Annotated in this window: 17 protein-coding genes, 1 pseudogene and 1 riboswitch; of the genes and pseudogenes, 14 read left to right on the top strand and 4 right to left on the bottom strand. The window is 34.9% G+C overall.

What is annotated here, in order from left to right; all coding sequences use genetic code 11:
• Positions 1-42 precede the first annotated feature (42 nt).
• From HYN56_RS07790 to HYN56_RS07845, 12 genes are all read left to right on the top strand, one after another.
• Positions 43-1,287 (top strand): sulfate adenylyltransferase subunit 1, encoded by a 1,245-nt coding sequence (locus HYN56_RS07790; protein ID WP_109191656.1) that lies wholly within the window; start codon positions 43-45, stop codon positions 1,285-1,287.
• An 82-nt stretch (positions 1,288-1,369) separates the two neighbouring features.
• Positions 1,370-3,460, top strand: a complete 2,091-nt coding sequence (locus HYN56_RS07795) for a HEPN domain-containing protein (protein WP_109191657.1) — start codon at positions 1,370-1,372, stop codon at positions 3,458-3,460.
• Positions 3,453-4,226: a uroporphyrinogen-III C-methyltransferase gene (cobA, locus tag HYN56_RS07800; RefSeq protein ID WP_109191658.1), complete on the top strand. Its 774-nt coding sequence runs from the start codon at positions 3,453-3,455 to the stop codon at positions 4,224-4,226. The genes HYN56_RS07795 and cobA overlap by 8 nt, the downstream gene beginning before the upstream one ends.
• 219 nt (positions 4,227-4,445) lie before the next feature.
• Entirely contained in the window at positions 4,446-5,021 is a 576-nt protein-coding gene (locus HYN56_RS07805) for a precorrin-2 dehydrogenase/sirohydrochlorin ferrochelatase family protein (protein ID WP_109191659.1), read from the top strand.
• A 195-nt stretch (positions 5,022-5,216) separates the two neighbouring features.
• Entirely contained in the window at positions 5,217-6,269 is a 1,053-nt protein-coding gene (locus HYN56_RS07810) for an NAD(P)/FAD-dependent oxidoreductase (protein WP_109191660.1), read from the top strand.
• 361 nt (positions 6,270-6,630) lie between these two features.
• Positions 6,631-6,747, top strand: a riboswitch (SAM riboswitch).
• A 335-nt stretch (positions 6,748-7,082) separates the two neighbouring features.
• Positions 7,083-8,087 carry a homocysteine S-methyltransferase family protein gene (locus HYN56_RS07815; RefSeq protein WP_109191661.1) on the top strand — a complete coding sequence of 335 codons (1,005 nt, stop codon included), beginning with the start codon at positions 7,083-7,085 and terminating at the stop codon, positions 8,085-8,087.
• A 119-nt stretch (positions 8,088-8,206) separates the two neighbouring features.
• Complete coding sequence (locus HYN56_RS07820; protein WP_109191662.1) at positions 8,207-9,208, top strand: PDDEXK nuclease domain-containing protein; 1,002 nt, start codon at positions 8,207-8,209, stop codon at positions 9,206-9,208.
• Between the two features lie 243 nt (positions 9,209-9,451).
• Positions 9,452-12,127: a methionine synthase gene (gene metH, locus HYN56_RS07825; protein WP_109191663.1), complete on the top strand. Its 2,676-nt coding sequence runs from the start codon at positions 9,452-9,454 to the stop codon at positions 12,125-12,127.
• A 161-nt stretch (positions 12,128-12,288) separates the two neighbouring features.
• Positions 12,289-13,245 carry a methylenetetrahydrofolate reductase [NAD(P)H] gene (gene metF / locus HYN56_RS07830; protein ID WP_109191664.1) on the top strand — a complete coding sequence of 319 codons (957 nt, stop codon included), beginning with the start codon at positions 12,289-12,291 and terminating at the stop codon, positions 13,243-13,245.
• 299 nt (positions 13,246-13,544) lie between these two features.
• A complete protein-coding gene (locus tag HYN56_RS07835) occupies positions 13,545-14,198 on the top strand; it encodes a class I SAM-dependent methyltransferase (protein WP_109191665.1) in 654 nt (217 codons plus the stop codon).
• A gap of 194 nt (positions 14,199-14,392) precedes the next feature.
• Complete coding sequence (locus tag HYN56_RS07840) at positions 14,393-15,616, top strand: dicarboxylate/amino acid:cation symporter (protein ID WP_109191666.1); 1,224 nt, start codon at positions 14,393-14,395, stop codon at positions 15,614-15,616.
• Positions 15,617-15,724: 108 nt separating this feature from the next.
• On the top strand, positions 15,725-17,131 hold the full coding sequence (locus HYN56_RS07845) for a pyridoxal phosphate-dependent decarboxylase family protein (protein WP_109191667.1): 1,407 nt from the start codon (positions 15,725-15,727) through the stop codon (positions 17,129-17,131).
• 84 nt (positions 17,132-17,215) lie between these two features.
• Here the strand turns inward: HYN56_RS07845 and HYN56_RS07850 are convergent, their stop codons facing one another.
• Both HYN56_RS07850 and gldA read right to left on the bottom strand, forming a co-directional pair.
• Positions 17,216-19,330 (bottom strand): outer membrane beta-barrel family protein, encoded by a 2,115-nt coding sequence (locus tag HYN56_RS07850; protein ID WP_109191668.1) that lies wholly within the window; start codon positions 19,328-19,330, stop codon positions 17,216-17,218.
• A 362-nt stretch (positions 19,331-19,692) separates the two neighbouring features.
• Complete coding sequence (gene gldA / locus HYN56_RS07855) at positions 19,693-20,589, bottom strand: gliding motility-associated ABC transporter ATP-binding subunit GldA (RefSeq protein ID WP_109191669.1); 897 nt, start codon at positions 20,587-20,589, stop codon at positions 19,693-19,695.
• A gap of 148 nt (positions 20,590-20,737) precedes the next feature.
• Here gldA and HYN56_RS07860 point away from each other — a divergent pair, with 148 nt between their 5' ends.
• Positions 20,738-21,319: an outer membrane beta-barrel protein gene (locus HYN56_RS07860; protein WP_109191670.1), complete on the top strand. Its 582-nt coding sequence runs from the start codon at positions 20,738-20,740 to the stop codon at positions 21,317-21,319.
• 197 nt (positions 21,320-21,516) lie between these two features.
• On the top strand, positions 21,517-22,098 hold the full coding sequence (locus HYN56_RS07865; RefSeq protein WP_109191671.1) for an outer membrane beta-barrel protein: 582 nt from the start codon (positions 21,517-21,519) through the stop codon (positions 22,096-22,098).
• 49 nt (positions 22,099-22,147) lie between these two features.
• Here the strand turns inward: HYN56_RS07865 and HYN56_RS07870 are convergent, their stop codons facing one another.
• On the bottom strand, positions 22,148-22,447 hold the full coding sequence (locus tag HYN56_RS07870; protein WP_109191672.1) for a helix-turn-helix domain-containing protein: 300 nt from the start codon (positions 22,445-22,447) through the stop codon (positions 22,148-22,150).
• Between the two features lie 8 nt (positions 22,448-22,455).
• Positions 22,456-22,787, bottom strand: a pseudogene (locus tag HYN56_RS07875) (type II toxin-antitoxin system RelE/ParE family toxin).
• Between the last annotated feature and the right edge of the window lie 350 nt (positions 22,788-23,137).

The following is a 23,137-nucleotide window of genomic DNA, read 5'->3' on the forward strand; positions in this document are numbered from 1 at the left end:
TACAATATACATTTTACAATAATTACAATATACAATTTAAGAATGGACGTTTTAAAAATAGCAACAGCAGGAAGTGTAGATGACGGAAAAAGTACTTTGATCGGGAGATTATTGTACGATACAAAATCGTTGACGACTGATAAAATAGAAGCAATCGAAAAAAGCAGTAAGCAAAAAGGATACGATTATCTTGATTTTTCTTTGGCAACTGACGGTTTAGTGGCAGAAAGAGAACAAGGAATCACGATTGATGTTGCGCACATTTATTTTTCGACTGCAAAGAAAAGTTACATTATCGCCGATACTCCAGGGCACGTAGAATATACAAGAAACATGGTTACAGGAGCTTCGACTTCTCAGGTTTCTATCATTTTGATTGATGCCAGAAAAGGAGTAATTGAGCAAACATACCGTCATTTTTTTATCAATAATTTATTGAGAGTAAAAGAGGTAATTGTTGCGATTAATAAAATGGATTTAGTTGATTATTCGGAAGAAGTTTTCAATAAAATCAAAGCCGATTTTCAGGCATTAAATGCAAAAAGTACATTCAAAGAGCAAAACGTAAGCTATATTCCGTTAAGTGCAATCAACGGCGGAAACGTTGTGGACAAATCAGAGAATATGCCTTGGTATGAAGGACAAACGGTTTTAGAGCATTTAGAAGGATTGCATTCTCATGATGTTTTTGAAGCTGGAAAAGCACGTTTCCCGGTTCAGACAGTTATTCGTCCAAAAACAGAAGAATACCACGATTTTAGAGGTTACGCAGGAAAATTATATGGTAACTCAATTAAAGTTGGAGATGCCGTAACAGTTCTTCCTTCTTTAACAGAATCAAAAGTATCTAAAATTCACTTTTTCGATAAAACATTTGACGAAGCTGTTGCAGGTTCTTCAATTACAATCGAATTAGAAAATGATATCAATGTTACAAGAGGCGATATGATTGTGAAATCAGATGAACTTCCAAAAATTGAAAAGGACATCACGACTACAGTTTGCTGGATGGACAGTAAAAAACTGGTTCCGGGAACTAAATATTTGGTACAACACAATACAAACAGAGTTTTAGCAAAAGTAGAAAGCATTAAAAATACAATTGCAACAGATTACTCGGGAACGACAGAAGCTTCACAATTAGCAATTAACGAAATTGGAGAAGTAACGATCAAATTAAGCAAACCGTTATATTTTGATTCATACAACGAAAACAAATCAAACGGAGCTTTCATCTTAATTGATACAGCAACTAACACAACAGCAGGAGTAGGATTCATTCGCTAGTTGATAGTTGATGGTTTTTGGTTGATAGATATTCTGCCAGCAAACCAACAACCAGCAACTGACAACCAACAACTAAAGAGAAATGGAAAGTTTTAGAACAGAAATAGAAAATCCGGTAGTTCAGAAGGAGATTATCGAATTAGAAAAAAAGATTCACTTATTCCGTGGAGGAAAAATTGATGATGAGCGTTTTCGTAGTCTTCGTTTAGCGCGTGGAATCTACGGTCAGCGTCAGGATGGCGTTCAGATGATTCGTATCAAATTGCCTTACGGTAAAGTTACCAGCGAGCAATTGGTGCGTATTACTCAGGTTTCTGATGAATATTCTACGGGACGTTTGCACATTACAACACGTCAGGATATCCAGATTCACTATGTGAGTTTAGACAGAACTCCTGAGCTTTGGGCAGATTTGGCTAAAGACGATATTACGCTTCGTGAAGCTTGTGGAAACACAGTTAGAAATATTACAGGAAGCGAATTGGCTGGAGTTGATGTAAACGAACCATTTGATGTTTCGCCTTATGCACACGGGCTTTTTCAATATTTGTTAAGAAACCCAATCTGTCAGGAAATGGGACGTAAATTCAAAATTTCGTTCTCTTCTTCAGACGAAGATACCGCTTTGAGTTATTTGCACGATTTAGGATTTATTCCGAAAATTAAAGACGGACAAAAAGGTTTCAAAATCATGTTTGGAGGAGGTTTAGGATCTCAGCCAGCACATGCTGAATTGCTTTCAGAATTCGTTCCAGTAAACGAAATCATTCCAACAGCAGAAGGAATCATTCGTATTTTTGACAGATACGGAGAACGTGCTAAAAGAATGAAAGCGCGTATGAAATTCTTAATCAAAGAAATGGGAAGAGATGTTTTCCTTGATTTGGTTGAACAAGAGAAAAAAGCCATTGCTTTTGAGACATACGAAATTGATACAACTGCTTTTGATGGTCCAATTCCAGAGCCATTATTAGAAGTTCCGCAAGTTACAATCGAAGATACAAAAGCGTATGAAGCGTGGAAAAATTCGAATGTAATCAAACAGAAACAAGACGGTTATTATGCTATCGGAATCAAAGTTTTATTAGGTGATTTTTATACTGATAAAGCCAGATTATTAGCCGCTTTAATTAAAAATTACGCAGCAAATGAATTACGTTTTTCATTGCGTCAAAATATTGTAATACGTCACGTAAAAGAAGAGAATTTACCATTCTTTTACCAAGAATTAGCCAAATTGGATTTTGTTCAGTTAGGATATAATTCAGTTGGAGATATTACGGCATGTCCAGGTACTGATACTTGCAACTTGGGGATTGCAAGTAGTACTGGTATTGCAGAAGAATTAGAAAGAGTTTTAACGGCTGAATATCCTCAGTATTTAAACAATCGCGAAATCGAAATTAAAATTTCTGGTTGTATGAATGCTTGCGGACAGCACAATATGTCTGCAATTGGATTCCAAGGAATGTCTATCAACTCAGGAAAATTGGTTGCTCCGGCTTTACAAGTTTTACTTGGTGGAGGAAGATTAGGAAATGGAGCAGGACGTTTTGCTGATAAAGTAATCAAAGTGCCTAGCCGTAGAGGTCCTGATGCGTTGCGTACCATTTTAAATGATTTTGATGCTAACGGAAGCGGACAAAAATTCCTAGATTATTATGATACAAAAGGAGAAAAATATTTCTACGAAATCTTAAAGCCTTTTGCAGATGTAACCAATTTAACAGAAGCTGATTTTGTAGATTGGGGTAATGCAGACAATTACGTAAAAGCAGTTGGAGTTGGAGAATGTGCTGGAGTTGTGATCGATTTAGTGGCGACATTATTGTTTGAAGCGAAAGAGAAATTGATTTTGGCTCAAGAATCTTTCGACGAGAAAAAATGGTCAGATGCAATCTATCATGCTTATGCAGGATTTGTAAATGGAGCAAAAGCATTGTTATTGTCAGAAAACCAAAAAACAAACCACCACGCTGGAATTGTAGACTTGTTTGATACTGTTTTTATCGATACTAATAAAATTGAATTAAACTCAACTTTTAAAGACTTGGTTTACCAAATCAATAAAAATGAACCATCTGAAGCTTTCGCTAAAGATTACATTGCGCAAGCAACAGTTTTCTTTGATAAAATCGAAACTTTCAGAGCACAGGAATTAGCAAATGCATAATATAAAACCCAAAATAACTTTAGTCGGTGCAGGTCCGGGCGATCCCGATTTACTGACGCTGAAAGCTGTAAAAGCATTGGCTGAAGCAAATGTGGTTTTGTACGACGCTTTGGCCAACGAAGAAATTCTGGATTACGCACCAAAAAATGCTATTAGAATTTTTGTTGGAAAAAGAATCGGAAATCATGCTTACTCGCAGGATCAAATCAATCAACTGATTGTGGATAATGCTTTGACTTACGGAAATGTAGTTCGATTAAAAGGCGGAGATCCATTTATTTTTGGAAGAGGAAGCGAAGAAGTGGAATTTGCAGAAAGTTTCGGAATAGAAACCATTGTAGTTCCGGGAATTTCATCAGTAGTTGCCGTTCCGGCAAGTCAGGGAATTTCAATTACAAAACGTGGAGTTTCAGAAAGCTTTTGGGTAATTACAGGAACAACTTCTGATAGAAAATTATCTTCGGATATTGCTTTATCAGCCAAATCTTCTGCAACCGTTGTGATTTTGATGGGAATGCACAAATTGCCTCAAATCATCGATTTGTTTCAAAAAGAAGATAAAGGGAATTTACCCGTAGCAATCATTCAAAACGGAACAACAGCAGAAGAAAAAGTAGGCGTAGGAACCGTAGATTCGATTTTAGAAGTTGTAAAACAAAAAGAATTAGGTTCACCAGCAATAATTGTTTTAGGTGAAGTGGTTCGGGAAAGCAATAAACTAAAAGGATTTTACGAAGAATTTCTATCAAAAGAAATCGCAAGATAAAGTTCCGAAGATAGCGTTCCGAAGGAACAATTCATATTGTAGCGTCGGGTTTCAACCCGATGTTGTCAAAGGGAATCGTCCGGAAATAGAGTTCCGAAGGAACGATCCATATTGTAGCGCCGGATTTTAATCCGGGGGACAACGATTAACATTGAAATATTAGATTTTCCTAATGTTCAATAAAATCATCTAATTTTGTTTAGATGAAATTAAATTAAAATGGAACAAAACGAATTATATCCAATATTTCTAAAGCTTCACAATTTAAATGTACTGATTGTAGGCGGAGGAAATGTAGGTCTGGAAAAGCTTTCTTTCTTGCTCAAGTCAAGTCCGAATGCTAATGTTGAGGTAGTGGCAAAAGAATTTCATTTAGAAATTAAAGTTTTGGCCGAAAATCATCCTTCGATAACATTGACAAAATCGAAGTTCAAAAAGAAAATGCTCAAAAAACGTCACATGGTAATTGCCTGTACAGACGATTTGAAAGTAAATAAAAAGGTTTACGATTTAGCGAGAAAACGCTATTTGATTTGCAATATAGCCGACACACCAGATTTATGTGATTATTATCTGGGCGGAATCGTAACAAAAGGAAATGTCAAAATTGCGATTTCAACAAACGGAAAATCACCGACAACGGCGAAAAGGCTTCGAGAGTTTTTCGAAGAAGTAATTCCGGAAGATATCAATCAAATGGTTGAGAATCTGAATGAATACCGAAAAACCTTAAAAGGTAATTTTGAAGATAAAGTAAAGAAGATGAATGAAATAACAGCTTCTTTAAAGAAATAAAGAACAACAAAAAAGTTCCAGAGGAACGGTTTATATTGTAGCGCCGGATTTTAATCCGGGGTACGCAAGATAATAACGTCGGGTTTCAACCCAATGAATGAAATTTCAAAAGAAATGAATGATAAAAATCATTGAAAGTAGAATAAATTATTCGTTTCTTTGTATTATTAAGAATGATTATAAACAACAACCATAATGATTAAAACAGATATACTTATAATTGGAGCAGGCCCAACAGGTTTATTTGCCGTTTTCGAGGCAGGATTATTAAAATTAAAATGCCACATTTTAGATGCTTTGCCTCAGCCAGGCGGACAGCTTTCAGAATTATATCCTAAAAAGCCTATTTACGATATTCCAGGTTTTCCAGAAGTATTAGCCGGAGATTTAGTTGACGGTTTAATGGAACAAATCAAGCAATTTGAGCCAGGATTTACATTAGGAGAACGTGCTGAAACTATTGATAAACAAGAAGACGGATCTTTCATTGTAACCTCAAACAAAGGAACTAAATTTCACGCGCCAGTTATTGCAATCGCGGGAGGTTTAGGGAGTTTTGAGCCTCGTAAACCACTTATCGAAGATATCGAGTTTTATGAAGATAAAGGAGTAAAATACTTCATCAAAAATCCGGAGAAATTCAGAGATAAAAGAGTTGTAATTGCAGGAGGAGGAGATTCAGCTTTAGACTGGTCAATTTTCTTAGCAAACGTAGCTTCCGAGGTAACTTTGATTCACAGAAGAAACGAATTCAGAGGCGCTTTAGATTCTGTAGAAAAAGTACAGGAATTAAAATCAGCTGGAAAAATTAAATTAATCACGCCAGCTGAAGTTATAGGAATCAACGGTGCTGAGCATGTTGAATCATTAGATATCGAAGAAAACGGCGCACACCGTAAAATCGAGTGTGACTATTTCATCCCACTTTTCGGATTAACACCAAAATTAGGTCCAATTGGAGACTGGGGATTAGAAATAGAGAAAAATGCCATCAAAGTAAATAATGCATTAGATTACCAGACGAATATTCCGGGAATCTTCGCTATTGGAGATATCAACACTTACCCAGGAAAATTAAAGTTGATCCTTTGTGGTTTCCACGAAGCAACTTTAATGTGCCAGGCTGCTTATTCAATCATCAACCCAGGTAAGAAATACGTATTGAAATATACAACAGTATCTGGAGTAGACGGTTTCGACGGAACTCGTAAAGAAGCGCCAAAAGCGGTTGTGAAGGCGATAGTCTAAGGTTTTAAGTTGCTAAGACACTAAGATTCTAAGATTTTTATATAGAAAGCTCAAACTTTTAGTTTGGGCTTTATTTTTTTAGAAAACACATAAAAATATAGCCAGTGGTTTCAACCACTGGAACACAACGAATAGACACAAAGTATTACCGCAACATATAAACACAATGTATAATTACAATACGTTTCCCGTGGTTAAAACCACGGGCTATATTTGAAAACAAGAACTAAATTTCAAACTTGGGATCTCAGCATATCAAAACTTAGAACCTTAGCATCTTAGTCCCTCAGCACCTTACAAAAAAAACATTTGCAAATCGAAACCCTATTTCATACCTTTGCGCTGTTCTTAAAATTATTGTTCGTTATCACGAAAGGCGGAGGGATAGACCCGATGAAACCTTAGCAACCCTTTATCATAAAGAAGGTGCTAAATTCTACTTTATACGACATTTTCCAGTATTAAAGATAGATAACACAAATACATACTCGTATTTCTCAAAACTTTTCTCGATAACATATAATATTTACTGAAACAGATTCTGTATCAGGAGCGAATCATTGGCGCATTTTTGCAGTCAGTAGTTCCCGCTTTTCGTTGCAATCATTTTGTCCGCCGCGGCGGACAAAATGATTTCCACTTCAATCGGGGCTAATGAGCCAGCAATAGTGCACTTTTGGAATTAATGTGAAAAAAATATCCGAAGTTTAAACCTAACAGGTTTTAAAAACCTGTTAGGTTTAAACTTCACAATCATAATAAAAAACTTAGCATCTTAGAACCTTAGTGTCTTAGAAGCTAAAACAAAAGAATATGGCAATTACGATAAAAGAAGCAATAAAAAAAAATATCCTAATCCTTGACGGAGCAATGGGAACAATGTTGCAGCGCTATAATTTCTCTGAAGAAGATTTTAGAGGAGAGCGTTTCAAAGATTTTCCGCATCCATTAAAAGGAAACAACGATTTACTATCCCTAACACAACCACAAGCGATTCGCGATGTACATGCCGCTTATTATGAAGCCGGTGCTGACATTGTAGAAACCAATACCTTTTCAGGAACGACAATCGGTATGGCCGATTATCACATGGAAGATTTGGTTTACGAGTTAAACTACGAATCGGCAAAAATCGCAAGACAAGTAGCCGATGAGTTTACCGCAAAAAATCCGGAAAAACCACGTTTCGTAGCCGGTTCAATCGGGCCGACAAACCGTACAGCAAGTATGTCACCAGATGTAAACGATCCAGGTTACAGAGCCGTAACGTTCGACGATTTACGAATTGCGTACAAACAACAAGCAGAAGCTTTAATGGACGGTGGCTGTGATTTGCTTTTAGTAGAAACGATTTTCGATACTTTAAACGCAAAAGCGGCGCTTTTTGCAATCGAAGAAGTAAAAGAAGAACGCAATCTTGATATTCCAATCATGGTTTCAGGAACGATTACAGATGCTTCAGGAAGAACACTTTCAGGACAAACTGTTGAAGCATTTTTAATTTCCGTTTCGCATATTCCGTTATTAAGTGTAGGATTCAATTGCGCTCTTGGAGCCGATTTATTGAAACCGTATTTAAAAACATTAGCGCATAACACAAGCTTTAATGTTTCGGCGCATCCAAACGCAGGATTGCCAAACGCTTTCGGACAATACGATGAAACACCAGAACAAACTCAAGTTTTTATTAAAGAATATTTAGAGGATAATTTGATTAATATAATCGGTGGTTGTTGCGGAACAACGCCAGATCATATCCGATTAATGGCTGAGGTTGCGAAGGATTATAAACCTAGAGTTGCGCCGGTTTTTGAGTAATATTCACATTCCTACAAGGTTTTCAAAACCTTGTAGGTTAGGATGAAGAAAAAAGTTCCGAAAGAACAATACATTTTGTAGTAAAGGAATTTATTCCGTTGAAATTGTAAAAGACAATTATGAGTTTAGAGAAACAACCTTATAATGAACTTATAGATAAAATTGGTAGTTTGTTGCAACAAGGAAGGCAACAGGCTGTGCAATCTGTCAATACAATTTTAGTGCAGACTTATTGGTATGTTGGTCAACATATTGTAGAGTTTGAGCAAAAAGGAAATCAAAAAGCTGAATACGGAAGTCAATTACTGGATACGCTTTCTAATGATTTGACACAAAAGTATGGTAAAGGTTTTGGTCGTTCGAATCTTTTTCAGATACGTCAATTTTATATCAAGTTTCAAAATATCCAGACACTGTCTGGACAATTAACTTGGAGTCATTATACAGAGATATTAAAATCAAATAATGATTTAGAATTGGGTTTTTATGCTAAACAATGTCAGCATGAGCGTTGGAGCGTAAGAGAATTAAAACGTCAAATGAAGAGTTCATTGTTTGAAAGATTAGCTTTAAGCAAGGAAAAAGAAGGCGTTTTGAAATTGGCTAAAGAAGGACATATTGTAGAAAATGCAGAAGATTTGATTAAAGATCCATTTGTATTGGATTTTTTAAATATTCCTGAACAATATCAATATTTAGAAAATGAACTGGAAGAAAAAATCATTTCCAATTTACAGCAGTTCATTATGGAAATGGGAAAAGGATTCGCTTTTATAGGCAGACAATACCGAATGAGCATTGGGGGAAAACATTTTTATTTGGATTTGCTTTTTTATCATCGAATATTGAAATGTTTTGTTTTGGTAGATTTAAAAAGAGGCGAAATTGATCATCAGGATATTGGTCAAATGAATTTGTATCTGAATTATTTTAAAAAGGAAGAAGCAACAGAAGGAGATAATGAACCAATTGGTATTGTATTGGGAGCACACAAAAATCATATTTTGGTTGAATATGCAACGGATAGTATAACAAATAAAGTGTTATTGAGTAAATATCAACTGTATTTGCCAGATAAAAAAACACTTCAAAATCAGTTGGACAGATTGTTGGAAGAATAAAGAATAAAAAATAGGAACTCGGTAAACATAAACGTCTTATGAAACCAAGTTTGCGTGAGGGATAGAAGTGAAAAGCCCACAGCCTGACGAAGGAAGAGCGAGGACTTGTAACGGATAGCCCGGTTCGCCGCGGCGAAACACGCCCAAAATATTAAAAGAATAGAGGTTTAAAAACCTTAAAAAATATAGAATAAAAAAACTTAGAACCTTAGTATCTCAGGATCTTAGTAACTTTAAAAAAAAATGAAAGAAAAAAGAAGAGACCTTGTATTATCAGGATTAGAACCGTTGATCATCACGCCGGAAAGTGTTTTCGTGAATGTTGGTGAGCGTACAAATGTAACAGGTTCAAGAAAATTCTTGAGACTAATCAAGGAAGAGAAATATGACGAGGCGCTTGATATTGCAAGACAACAGGTAGAAGGCGGGGCACAGATCATCGATATTAATATGGATGAAGGAATGCTTGACGGTGTTACTGCAATGACTAAATTTTTGAATTTAATTGCGGCTGAACCAGACATTTCAAGAGTTCCGATTATGATTGACAGTTCGAAATGGGAAATCATTGAAGCAGGTCTAAAAGTAGTACAAGGAAAAAGCGTTGTAAACTCGATTTCGTTAAAAGAAGGAGAAGAAGCTTTTATTCACCACGCCAAATTAATCAAACGTTACGGAGCGGCGGCGATTGTTATGGCTTTCGACGAAGTAGGTCAGGCGGATAATTACGATCGTCGAGTAGAGATTTGTCAGCGTTCGTATGATATTTTGGTGAACAAAGTAGGATTCCCTCCGCAGGATATTATTTTCGATTTGAATATTTTCCCAGTTGCAACGGGAATGGAAGAGCATAGATTGAACGCATTGGATTTCTTTAGAGGAACAAAATGGGTTCGTGAAAACTTGCCTCATGCACATATTAGTGGTGGAGTAAGTAATGTTTCGTTTTCTTTTAGAGGAAATGATACAGTTCGTGAAGCGATGCACTCGGTGTTTTTATATCACGCAATCAAAAACGGAATGACGATGGGAATCGTAAATCCGGAGATGTTGACGATTTACGATGATATTCCGAAAGACTTATTAGAACACGTTGAAGACGTAATTTTAGATAGACGCGATGATGCTACGGAACGACTTTTAGATTTTGCCGACAGCGTAAAAGGTGAAGCAAAAAGCGATGAAAAAACGGTTCAGGAATGGCGTTTAGGAACGGTTCAAGAGCGTATTACACATTCTCTTGTGAAAGGAATTGACGCTTTTATTGAAGAAGATGTAGAAGAAGCACGTTTGGCAGCAACAAAACCTATTGAAGTTATCGAAATCAATTTGATGACGGGAATGAATGTGGTTGGAGATTTATTCGGAAGCGGAAAAATGTTCCTGCCTCAGGTGGTAAAATCGGCTCGTGTAATGAAAAAAGCGGTGGCGTATTTATTGCCTTTTATCGAAGCGAGCAAACAAGCGGGGGACAAACAAGGAAACGGAAAAATCTTGATGGCAACCGTAAAAGGCGACGTTCACGATATTGGTAAAAACATCGTTTCGGTGGTTTTGGCTTGTAACAATTATGAGATTGTAGATTTAGGTGTTATGGTGCCTCCGGAAAAAATTATTTCGGCTGCAATTGAGCATAATGTAGATATCATCGGATTAAGCGGATTGATAACGCCTTCGCTTGACGAAATGGTGTATTTGGCCAAAGAATTAGACAAACAAGGAATTAAAATCCCGATTATGATTGGTGGTGCAACCACTTCACGCGCGCATACGGCCGTGAAAATTGCACCTCAATACAGAGAAACTGTAATTCACGTTAACGATGCTTCGAGAGCCGTTACCGTTGCCGGAAACCTGTTAGATCATAACAGAAAAATATACGCGGCAGATATTCGTGCAGAATATGATTCTTTTAGAGAAACGTTCTTAAATCGTTCAAGAGACAAAAATTTCTTAACGATTGAAGATGCTCGTAAAAACAAATTACCATTGGATTGGAGTGAATATACTCCAGTTAAACCAAAAGTAATTGGTGCACAAACGATCGAAGTAGAATTGGATGTTTTGGTTCCGTATATCGACTGGACGCCATTTTTCCAGACTTGGGAATTGTACGGAAAATATCCAGCAATTTTAACGGATGAGGTTGTGGGCGAACAAGCGACTTCGGTTTTTAACGATGCTCAAGCAATGCTGAAAGTAATTCTGGAAGAGAAAAAACTGAAAGCAAAAGGTATTTACGGAATTTTCCCTGCAAATCAGGTAAATGACGATGATATCGAATTACGCGATGAAAACGGAAAAGTTTTAGAGAAATTCTTAACACTTCGTCAGCAGTCTCAAAAAACTAAAGGTGCACCAAACATCGCTTTAGCCGATTTTATTCTGCCAAAAGAAAGCGGAATAGAAGATTACATGGGAGCTTTTTGTGTAACAACTGGTTTTGGTGTTGACGAATGGGCTGCGGAATACGAAAAGAATTTAGACGATTATAATTCGATTATGGTGAAAGCGCTTGCCGATCGTTTTGCTGAGGCTTTCGCCGAATATCTTCACGAGCGAGTTCGTAAAGATTTCTGGGGTTATGACAGCGAAGAATCGTTAACCAACGAAGAATTGATTAAGGAAAATTATAAAGGAATTCGTCCGGCACCGGGTTATCCGGCTTGTCCTGATCACTTAGAAAAACCAACGATTTGGAAACTTTTAAATGTAGCCGAAGAAATTGGAGTGACTTTGACAGAAAGCATGGCGATGTGGCCAGCTTCATCGGTTTCAGGATATTATTTCGGAAATCCAAAAAGCCGCTATTTCGGACTCGGAAAAATAAAAGAAGATCAGGTTGTAGATTACGCCAAACGACGCAATGTTCCAACGGATTACGCCATGAAATGGTTAAATCCTAATATAGCAGATTAAAAATATAGTCGAAAGTCAAAAGTCGTAAAGTCCGAAAGAAAAGGCTTTGGACTTTAGACTTTCAGACTTTAAACTAAAAGATTGATTTAAGTTTTTGATTTCAGATTTTTTACACGAACTAAAAACTCAAAACACTTAACTCATAACCCATAACTTAAAAAATGAAAGTAACAGAGCATATAGAAAACGCCAAAGGAAAAACATTATTCTCATTTGAAATTATTCCGCCTCAAAAGGGGAAGAGCATTCAGGAATTATACGATAATATTGATCCGTTGATGGAATTTAATCCGCCATTTATTGATGTAACGACTTCTCGTGAAGAATATATTTACATTGATAAAGGTAACGGACTTTTGGATAAGAAATTAACTCGTATGCGTCCGGGAACGCTTGGAATTTGCGCTTCTATAAAACACAAATACAATGTTGACACTGTTCCGCATTTGCTTTGCGGTGGTTTTACCAAAGAAGAAACCGAGTATATGCTGGTTGATTGTCATTATTTAGGAATCAACAATGTAATGGCGCTTCGTGGTGATGCAATGAAAGACGAACAGTCTTTTGTGCCAAAAGCAGGAGGAAATCATTACGCAGTTGATTTGGTGAAACAAATTAAAGATTTAAACTGCGGGCAATACCTTCACGAAGTAATCGATACCGATAACAAAGCAGATTTTTGTATTGGTGTTGCAGGATATCCGGAAAAACATTTAGAATCTCCATCTTTACAATCTGATTTAAAAAGATTAAAAGAAAAAGTAGACGCAGGAGCTGATTATGTGGTAACACAAATGTTTTTTGACAACTCAAAATATTTTGCCTTTGTAGAAAAAGCAAGAGAAATGGGCATCACAATTCCGATTATTCCTGGAATTAAGCCAATTGCTGTTCAAAGACATTTACAGGTTTTACCGCAAATTTTCAGAATCGATTTACCTGAAGATTTAATCGATGCGGTTGATAAATGCAAAAATAATGCTGAAATCAAACAAGTCGGAATCGAATGGGCGATTCAGCAGTCATTAGAATTAAAAGCTGCCGGAGTTCCGTTTTTACACTATTATTCAATGGGGAAGTCGGAGAACATTCGTCAGATCGCGAGTCAGGTTTTTTAAGGTTTTTTTCCTGATACAACGTTCGTTTTGTCATTTCGACGAAGGAGAAATCTTCACGAGAAGCTCGACAAAGATTGGATTCTCTTTGCGGAGTTACTTGCGAAGATTTCTCCTTCGTCGAAATGACAAGAATGTGACTAAAGTGTAGTTTGTCATTCCGAGGAACGAGGAATCTCACTCGGGTGTCGACAAAGATTGGCAATCTACTTTGCGGAGTTTTTAGTGTGATTTCTCTTTCGTCGAAATGACAAAAAGCTTGGAATTTGGTATTTTTTTTATTGGAATTTAATTTAAGAATTATGAAAAATGAAGAACTACAAGCCATAGCCTCTCAATTAAAACATCCATCGGGAGAAAAAGGAATCGAAATGGGAAATATGATGAACGAAACGAACATCAATATGACCAAACATTCGATTCTGAATCTAAATATTTCAAACGAAAATAGAATTCTGGAATTGGGTCACGGAAACGCAGGTCACGTTGAATTTTTGTTTGAACAAGCCGAAAAACTTAAATATTATGGACTTGAAATGTCGGAACTGATGTTTCAGGAAGCGCGCCAGATCAACCGAAATTTTGTTTCTCAAAAACAGGCTTTCTTTTCACTTTACGATGGAAATACAATTCCGTTTGAAGATGAATTATTTGATAAAATATTTACCGTAAACACGATTTATTTTTGGCAGAAGCCGGAAGAATTGCTTTCAGAAATCTACAGAGTTTTAAAACCAAACGGTAATTTCTGTTTGACATTTGCCGAAGAAGATTTTATGAAGAAACTGCCTTTTACGCAATTCGAATTTGAATTGTATAGTACTGAAAAAGCACAGGATTTAATCAAAAAATCGGATTTTAAAATCGTTTATACCGAAACACAAACAGAACAAGTAAAAAGCAAAACCGGTGAATTGGTTGAGAGAGCTTTTACTACTATTGTGCTAGAGAAATAAAGTTTTGCCACAGATTACAAAGATTAAAAGGATTTTTTTCTTTTGCCACTAATTTCACAAATTTCCACTAATTAATTTGTTCATTTTAAAATCTGTGTAAATCATTTTAATCTGTGGCAAAAAAAATTTTCGCAAGTTTTTCAGTACTTTCATTCTTTATTATTAACCTTTCTGAATTATAATTCTCTTCAATTATGGAAGTTAAGAAAATCAATTTTTTGCAGAGTTACAGCAGTATTTTATGGCTTCTTGGCGGTATTATAATTGGAAGTATTTTCGGATTAGTGTTTGGGGAAGATGTGCTGATCATAAAACCGTTGGGAGACATTTTCCTGAATTTACTTTTCACAGCCATTATTCCGCTTATCTTTTTCACGATTGGTTCTTCGATTGCGAATCTGGAGCGAACAGAAAAATTAGGAAAATTGTTCTTTATCATGATTTTGGTTTTTCTTGCTACAATCTTGATTTCGGCTATTGTAATGATTTGCGCAGTTTATCTTTTTCCAATTCATGAAGATATTGCAATTGCCAGAGTTCCCTTTGAAGAAATAACGTCAGGATCAGCTGGAGATCAAATTGCAAAACTGCTTACAGCAAATGATTTCTTCGAATTATTGTCACGAAAAAGCATGCTGGCGTTGATTATCTTTTCATTTCTAATTGGTTTTGCCACATTACAATCGGGAGAAAAAGGGAATGCTTTCAAGAGTTTTCTAGATTCAGGAAACGAGGTAATGAAACAGCTTTTGAACATTATAATGAAGTTTGCCCCAATTGGTTTAGGAGCTTATTTTGCTTATCAGGTTGGTGTTTTTGGTCCACAATTGTTGGGAGTTTATGCAAAACCTATGGCCGTTTACTATGCAGCCTGTATTTTCTATTTCTTTGTCTTCTTTAGTTTATATGCACTTGTTGCTGGCGGAAAAATAGCTTTTAAAGTTTTCTGGAGCAATAATATTACACCGTCATTAACTGCAGTAGGAACTTGCAGCAGTATTGCCACGATTCCGGCAAATTTAGAAGCAGCAGAAAAAATGGGAATTCCGGCACATGTTCGTAATTTGGTAATTCCACTTGGTGCACCTTTGCATAAAGACGGTTCAAGTATGTCTTCTATCTTAAAAATAACCTTTTTGTTTGCTATGTTTGGTAAAGATTTTTCAGATCCGATGACGATTCTTTTAGTACTTGGGATTACAGTTGTAGTTTCAATTGTTGAAGGAGGAATCCCAAATGGAGGCTATATTGGCGAAATCTTAGCTATTACCGTTTATGGCTTTCCTATGGAACAAGCTTTACCAGTTGCCATGATTTTAGGAACTCTGGTTGACCCCATTGCGACTTTACTAAATGCCAACGGAGACGTAATTTGTTCTATGATGGTTTCACGATTTTCGGAGAAAACCAAATGGTAGCTTCATTATAAATACCACATTTTTTACTTTAAATTATTATCATTTCATAACTAAAGGTTTCGACTCCCTCAGCCGGACATTAGTATGAGATCAATTACTATATAAATTATGAATTCAATATTACAGCAGGATTTAAACAATTTCGAAAAAATTTTAGAAAAGGCGAAGCAGCAGGGAATTAATTTCTTGAATAACCTGGAAAATATACCAACTTCAAACAAAAACACAATAGATTCAAAACGTAATTTAAATGAATTAGGTTTAGGTTCTGAAGAAGCTTTAAAAGAATTTAATAATAGATTAGCTCCTTTATTAGTTTCTTCTCCTGGACCCCGTTATTGGGGATTTGTAACCGGCGGTTCAACTCCGGCTTCTATTGTGGGCGACTGGCTGGCATCGGTTTATGATCAAAACACACAATCTGTAACTTCACAGGGAGGGAATTCAGCTTTAATAGAACTTGAAACAATTAATTTACTGCTTCAGTTATTAGAACTTCCAGATTCCTTTTTGGGCGGATTTGTTACTGGAGCTACAATGTCAAATTTTACCAGCTTAGCCGTTGCCAGACAATGGTTTGGGAAACAATTTGGAAAAGATTATGCTAAAAACGGAATTTCTGAAACCATCAATATTTTAACTGCAACGCCGCATTCATCTTCAATCAAATCATTATCGATGTTAGGAATCGGAAGTCAGAATTATACTGTTGTAAAAACAACTGAAGGGAACCGTGAAGCTTTAGATATAAATGATTTAGAAGAAAAAATAAAAGCTTTAAACGGAAAACCCTTTATTTTGATTTCGAGTGCAGGAACGGTAAATACGGCCGATTTTGATGATTTTGAAGCGATTAGTGAGTTAAAAGAGAAATACAATTTCTGGTGGCATATTGATGGTGCTTTTGGAGGTTTTGCTGCGGTTTCAGAAAGATACAAACATTATGTAAAAGGCTGGGATGGAGCAGACAGTATTACAATTGACTGTCATAAATGGCTGAATGTCCCTTACGAAAGTGCTTTTTATTTAATTAAAAAAGATCATATCCATCTACAGATTGAAACCTTTCAAAATTCAAATGCACCATATTTAGGAAATGCATTGGAGAATTTTAATTATTTGAATGTAGTTCCTGAAAATTCACGTCGTTTAAGAGCATTGCCGGTTTGGTTTTCTTTAGTGGCGTACGGAAAAGAAGGTTTTCAGGATTTGATTGAAAAAAGTACATTATTAGCACTTCATTTTGGAAATGCTTTGGTTGATGACGGAAGATTTGAACTTTTGGCACCAATCAGACTTAACAATGTATGTTTTACTTTGAAAGGAAATGAAAATCAGGATAATGTAAATAGCTTTCTAGCAAAATTAAATGATACAGGAAAAGTGTTTATGACGCCGACTTTTTATCAGCATAAGAAAGGTATCCGCGCTTCTTTTGTAAATTGGAGAACAACTGAAGAAGATATTAAAATGGTAATGGAAGTGATGAAGAATATTATTAATGATAATTTCTAAAATATAGAAGAGCCTGTTTGAAGGAACAGGCTCTTAACTAACACAAAAAAAAACAAAAAACAAGGTATTTAAAGAACGAAACTTTTATATACGGTATGTAAATGCAATTGTCGCAATTCGATTGTCAAGATCATATCTCTTGTCAATGCTTGTCTGCGCAACTACAGATTTGATGTAGAAATTATTGGTATTAAAAACATCGGTGAAATTCAATTTAATGTTTCCTTTTTTGGCTAAAACTTGCTTGGAAATTCCGATGCTGAAATCGAAGAATCCATCTCTTTGATAAACCCCCAGATTAGATTTCGATTGATATTGTGCATTTCCTTCTGCTTTCCAGGTATCTGTAATAGTGAAAGAATTCTGAACGCTTACATTTAACGTCATTATCGGATCGATTGTAGAACTGTTTAAGACATTCCCAGCAAACTTGTTCTCAAAAACATTAAATAAAGTATTTACAGACCACCATTTATTTAATTCGGTAGTATTAGTAATGTTTACTCCGTAATTATAAGACTTGTCCACATTGATCTGAGTCGTAATTGTCGTATTAGTGTCCGGGTTATAATTGTAAACTTCTGTGAAAACATCTTTTGTGCTATTGAAATAAACCGAAGCCATAAAATTACTTTTCCAGGCGTAACCAATTTCCATAGCATGCGTAATCTCTGGAATCAGGTTCGGATTTCCCTGTGAATAATTGAATGAATCATCATAGAAACGAAACGGATTCAAATCAAACTGACTTGGTCTGTTGATTCTTTTACTGTAAGAAGCATGAGCCGAATGATTGCTTGTGAATTCATATTTTAAAGAAAGACTCGGAAACCATTTCAGATAATCATCCTTATGTTCTTCGTTCAGCGTTTTCTGATCAATGTTTATTGCAGTGTATTCAGTTCTTAAACCAGCCTGAATATTCAATTTTTCCAACTGATATTTATAATTCGCATAAGCAGCATAAATCTGTTCGTTATACTCAAAATAATTGGTCGAATTAAAGTCGATTAACCATCGATTGTTGTCGTAATATTCGTAAACAGAAGGATTATCGTTATTCTTAATGCTGGCTTTGAAACCCCATTCAATACATTGTTTTTCTTTAAACGGATTTACAAAATCAACTTTTCCGGTGAAAACTTTTAGTTGTGAAGGAATATATCCTCGACGATCATTTACTGTTGTTGCATTAGCGCTGTTGTCAGCACTTTGAAATTGGTTCGATCTGAATTTTGAAGTTTCGTATTCAAAATCAAAAGACATGTTTTTTCCTTCTGTATTAAATTTATGTATTCCGGAAAAAGCATAGGTATAATCAAACCATTTTTCTTTACTGTCATTATAAGTCAGAGCATCAAAAATAGGCTGATTTGCTGTGTTTACAACCGTATTTGTTCCGTTGGCCATATTTTGATAACGACCAATTTTGGCATCAACATAAACTTCTAAATTAGTTTTAGGAGAAACTTCATATTGCGTTCCAATCTTGAAATTATTAGAAGTCAAAGGCTCGTCTGTAATTGAGGTCTGATGATTTTTACTGGCAATTTCCTGACGTGTCTGATCTGTAAACTGTATCTGATTGAATTCTTTATGTTCTTCTTCGCCTCGGAAAGTATAACTGTAGTTTCCAAAAACGCCCCATTTGTTTTTATTATAATTTAAATTAAAACCAGAATTCGTTCTGTTTTTTCTGCCTCGTCCATAACTAGTAAAAGCAGTTCCTTTTAATCCGGATGCATTAGGTTTCTTTAAAATAATATTAATGATTCCGGCTTTTCCGGCTGCATCATATTTAGAAGAAGGATTTGTAATAACTTCAATTTGTTTAATATTGGATGAGGTTGTAGCTTTTAAATAATTAGCTAATTCTTTTTGAGAAAGTTGGGTTAATTTACCATTTATCATAACAGCAACACCTTGTTGGCCGCGAATAGACAAATCACCATCCTGAGACACCACAACGCCAGGGGCACGCGATAAAACATCAAGTGCGGTACCACCTTCAGATACAATGCTGTTTTCTACATTAAAAACAAGACGGTCTGACTTTTGCGTATATAAAACTTTCTTTTTGCTAATCACAATTTCATCTAATGCATTTATAGTGGTTTCAACAATACTGTCATTCTCTTTTTCTTGTGAAAACCCATATACCGAAAAAGCAAGCATAAGGGAGGTTATAATATTTTTCATTTTGTTTGAATTTTGGCATCCTCTAAATCATGATTTAAAAAACAATCTTTATAAGTTTTTTTAATTAGAAATTTATTGCAGTACAATTTTTTCTAATCGATTTGAAAACTTCTTTTGAAGATTTGATGCATAAATTGAAACAGTAGAAATGTTCTTTTTAAAGGGGTGGAGTGTACGTAACATACTTGTGGCATTTATATTTTGATTTGCCAAAGATATAACTATTTATAATAAGTCTAAATAAAAATAGAAATTAATTTGTGTTTTTTTGTTTAGTTTATTGGTTAAGAGTGTTTAATGAAATAGAAAAGCGGTTTGTTTTTAATTAAAAACAAACCGCTTTTCTACTGATAACTGTAAAATTACTTAGTGATTTCCCTAAAAACAGCTTCTAAATTTTTATTTTTTTGATTCAGTTGTAAAGTTTTTAAACCATTTTCATTGGCAAAATCAAAAATAGCAGGACGCATATCTTTATCTGTAATAAAAGTTAATTCCCAGGTCATGTCATGTGTATTTATATAAGAAGAGATGTTTTCCAATTTAGCTAAAAGCTGTTCTTCTACTTTATAATCAAACTCAACTTCAATGACTTGCTCTTTATCTGCAGAAACTAAATGATCTAATTTATTGTCGGCAACGATTTGTCCTTTGTCAATAATTATGACACGATCGCAGATTGCTTCGACTTCCTGCATAATGTGTGTTGACAAAAAAACAGTTTTATTTTTACCTGCATTTTTGATCACATTTCGAATTTCCATTAACTGATTCGGATCCAGACCGGTAGTTGGTTCATCCAAAATTAAAACTTCCGGATCATGAAGCAAAGCATTTGCTAAACCCACACGCTGGCGGTATCCTTTAGAGAGCTGGCTGATCTTTTTATGGCTTTCCGATGTCAGTCCTGTCAGTTGAATAACTTCTTCGATTCTTGATTTTGGCATATTATAAACATCGGCATTAAAAGCCAAATACTCACGAACATACAAATCTAAATACAAAGGATTATGCTCCGGTAAGTAACCGATCGAGCGTTGTACTTCTTTGGTGCTTGTCATGACATCGTGACCATTTACAAGGGCTGAGCCACTATCGGCAAGTAAATAAGTGGTCAAAATTTTCATCAAAGTAGATTTTCCAGCTCCGTTTGGACCAAGAAATCCTACGATTTCTCCTTTCTCAATTTTAAAAGAAATTTCATTTAAAGCTTTTTGCTCTCCGTAACTTTTTGATATACTGTTTACTTCTATCGACATGACTTTTTGTTTGCTACAAAAGTAAACAGAAATAGTTTCGATTGCTACATTTTAGCTTCTAAAGTAATTATTAAAAAAAACTTAAAGTCCTTTATCCACGGCATTGTTATTGTTAAAGGAATGCTAAAATTAAAAATAAACCCAAATCATGAAAAAAATTCTAGTGATGGCTGCATTAGCTATCTGCAGTTTTGCAAATGCACAAAAAGGAACAATCTTAGTTGGTGGTAGCATTGGTTACACTTCTGAAAAATCAGAATTCAGATTTACTGAAGCTAAAGCAAGTACTTTTACTTTCTCTCCTAAAGTAGGTTACCAATTCCACGAAAACTGGACAGTTGGAGGAGAACTTTCATTAAGCTCAACTGATGTTGATAATCCAAATGAAAAATACAAAGACAATAAATTTAGAACTGGAGGTTTTGTACGTTATACAAAATCATTAAGCCAGACTTTTTCTGTTTTTGCAGATATGGGAGCAGGTTTCCAAACTGTAAAAAACAAAGATTATGCTGCTAATAATAGTTATGTAAGATACAAAGGAGATGGTGCTTATGTAGATGTAACTCCGGCACTTTTCATCAACATGAAAAAAGGTTTTGGTCTTAACTTCAGTATTGGTGGTTTAGGATACGAAACATTAAGCTATGACGATAATGGAGAAGATTACAGTAATTTCTACTTCAATTTCGGTAAAACATTTAATATTGGAATTTCTAAAAACTTCTAATCTTAAGTTTTATAAAATTCAATTTCAGAAAGCATTCGCCATGGCGAATGCTTTTTTTATAACTATTTCTTTCATTTTTCTTAACCTTTTGTTGTTAATTGAAAGATTGATATTAATTAATGATTAAGAAAATTACTACTGATTTATGTTGGTATTTTAATTGTTGTTTATATATAAAATTTAAATAAACATAAACAATGAAAAAAATGCTACTTATTCTTGCATTGTCAGTATTTGGCTTTGCAAATGCCCAAAAGGGAACAATTTTAGTTGGTGGAAATATTGGTTACACTTCAACTAACAGAGAATTTCAAACAGGAAAAGACAAAAACAATCAGTTTAATTTTTCTCCCAGAGTGGGTTATCAGTTTAATGATAACTGGACTGTTGGGGGTGAATTTGTTGTAGCTTCAACAAAAATTGAGTCTGAAGGTGTTGCAGATTCAAAGTTAAATAATTTTAAAGCAGGTGCATTTGTTCGTTATTCAGTTCCATTGAATGAAACTTTTTCAGTATTTGCTGATTTAGGAGCTGGTTTCCAAAATGAAAAGAATAAATTAAATTCAGCAATAGGCGAAAGCGAATCCAAAGCAGACGGCTTATATGCTGGTCTGACTCCGGCACTTTTCATCAACATGAAAAAAGGGTTTGGCCTTAATTTCAGTATTGGAGGTTTAGGATACGAAACATTAAGTTATGACAATAACGGACCAGATGTTAATAGTTTTTACTTCAACTTCGGTAAAACAGTAAATATTGGGATTTCTAAAAACTTCTAATTTTAGCTTTTATTTAATGATAGAAAGCACTCCAAATTGGGGTGCTTTTTTATAAAAAAGTTAATCCGACTCTTTTGTTTAAGCCAGTTTCAAAGATTCTAATTAGAGTTGAAAGCTGGACATTGCCTTTTCCATTTTCAAGTTTTGAGATGTAACTTTTTTTAGTTCCGGTTTTGTCTGCTAATTGTTCTTGAGTTAAATTAGCTTCTTTACGGGCTTCTTTTAGCATTTCACTAATAATGAACATTTGTGATTTTTCTTCAAATTGGTTTCTGCTCTCGCTGCCAATTTTTCCATGCTCAACTTCAATGAGATCATCAAAAGATTTTATGTTTTTATAATTTTTCATAGTGGTATTTATTTTTGTTGAAAATATTCAGTCATTAATTTCTTTGCTTTGTCTAATTCTTCTTTTGGTGTTTTTTGTGACTTTTTTTGAAAACCATTAAACAGAATCACTAGTTTCCATGATCGAAACAGCAAAATATTCTATAAATATCTGATTTTACTTCAATTCTTATTTCATAAAGTCCGTCAGTGTCTGATATGTGTTTTAAAAATTTATCAGGAACTCTATCAACTTGTTTTATTAATTCAAGAACGTACTGAATTTTTAATTTAACCTTTTCATTTTGGGCTTGATAAAATTCAATGAAATAATTTTTATGAAACAGAATTGTTCTTGCCATTTTACAGAGTTATCTTAAAAGTGAACATTTTGCAAATATAATATATTTTATTATTTAAAGTAAATTCTTATGAAAATTAAAACTTCTACTCTAGCCCCGATAGGAGCGGTATCCTTTTGTGTTGGGGTTCAACACAAAAGATATAGCGGATAGCGGGACTGAACGTGATTTTGAAACTGGAAATTTTCTGCTCCAAAAAAAGAATAACAGCGAAAGTAAAAACGAAACGAATTATAACTAAATCCGGTCTCATTTGTTGGGATGAAAACACTATGGGAGAAATTAAGCACAGTACTGCATTAGAATTTTGGAATGTTTTACGTCACAAATTTCACGAATTAATTTTAGTA

The sequence above is a fragment of the Flavobacterium crocinum genome (genome assembly GCF_003122385.1).
Classification (GTDB): Bacteria; Bacteroidota; Bacteroidia; order Flavobacteriales; family Flavobacteriaceae; genus Flavobacterium; species Flavobacterium crocinum.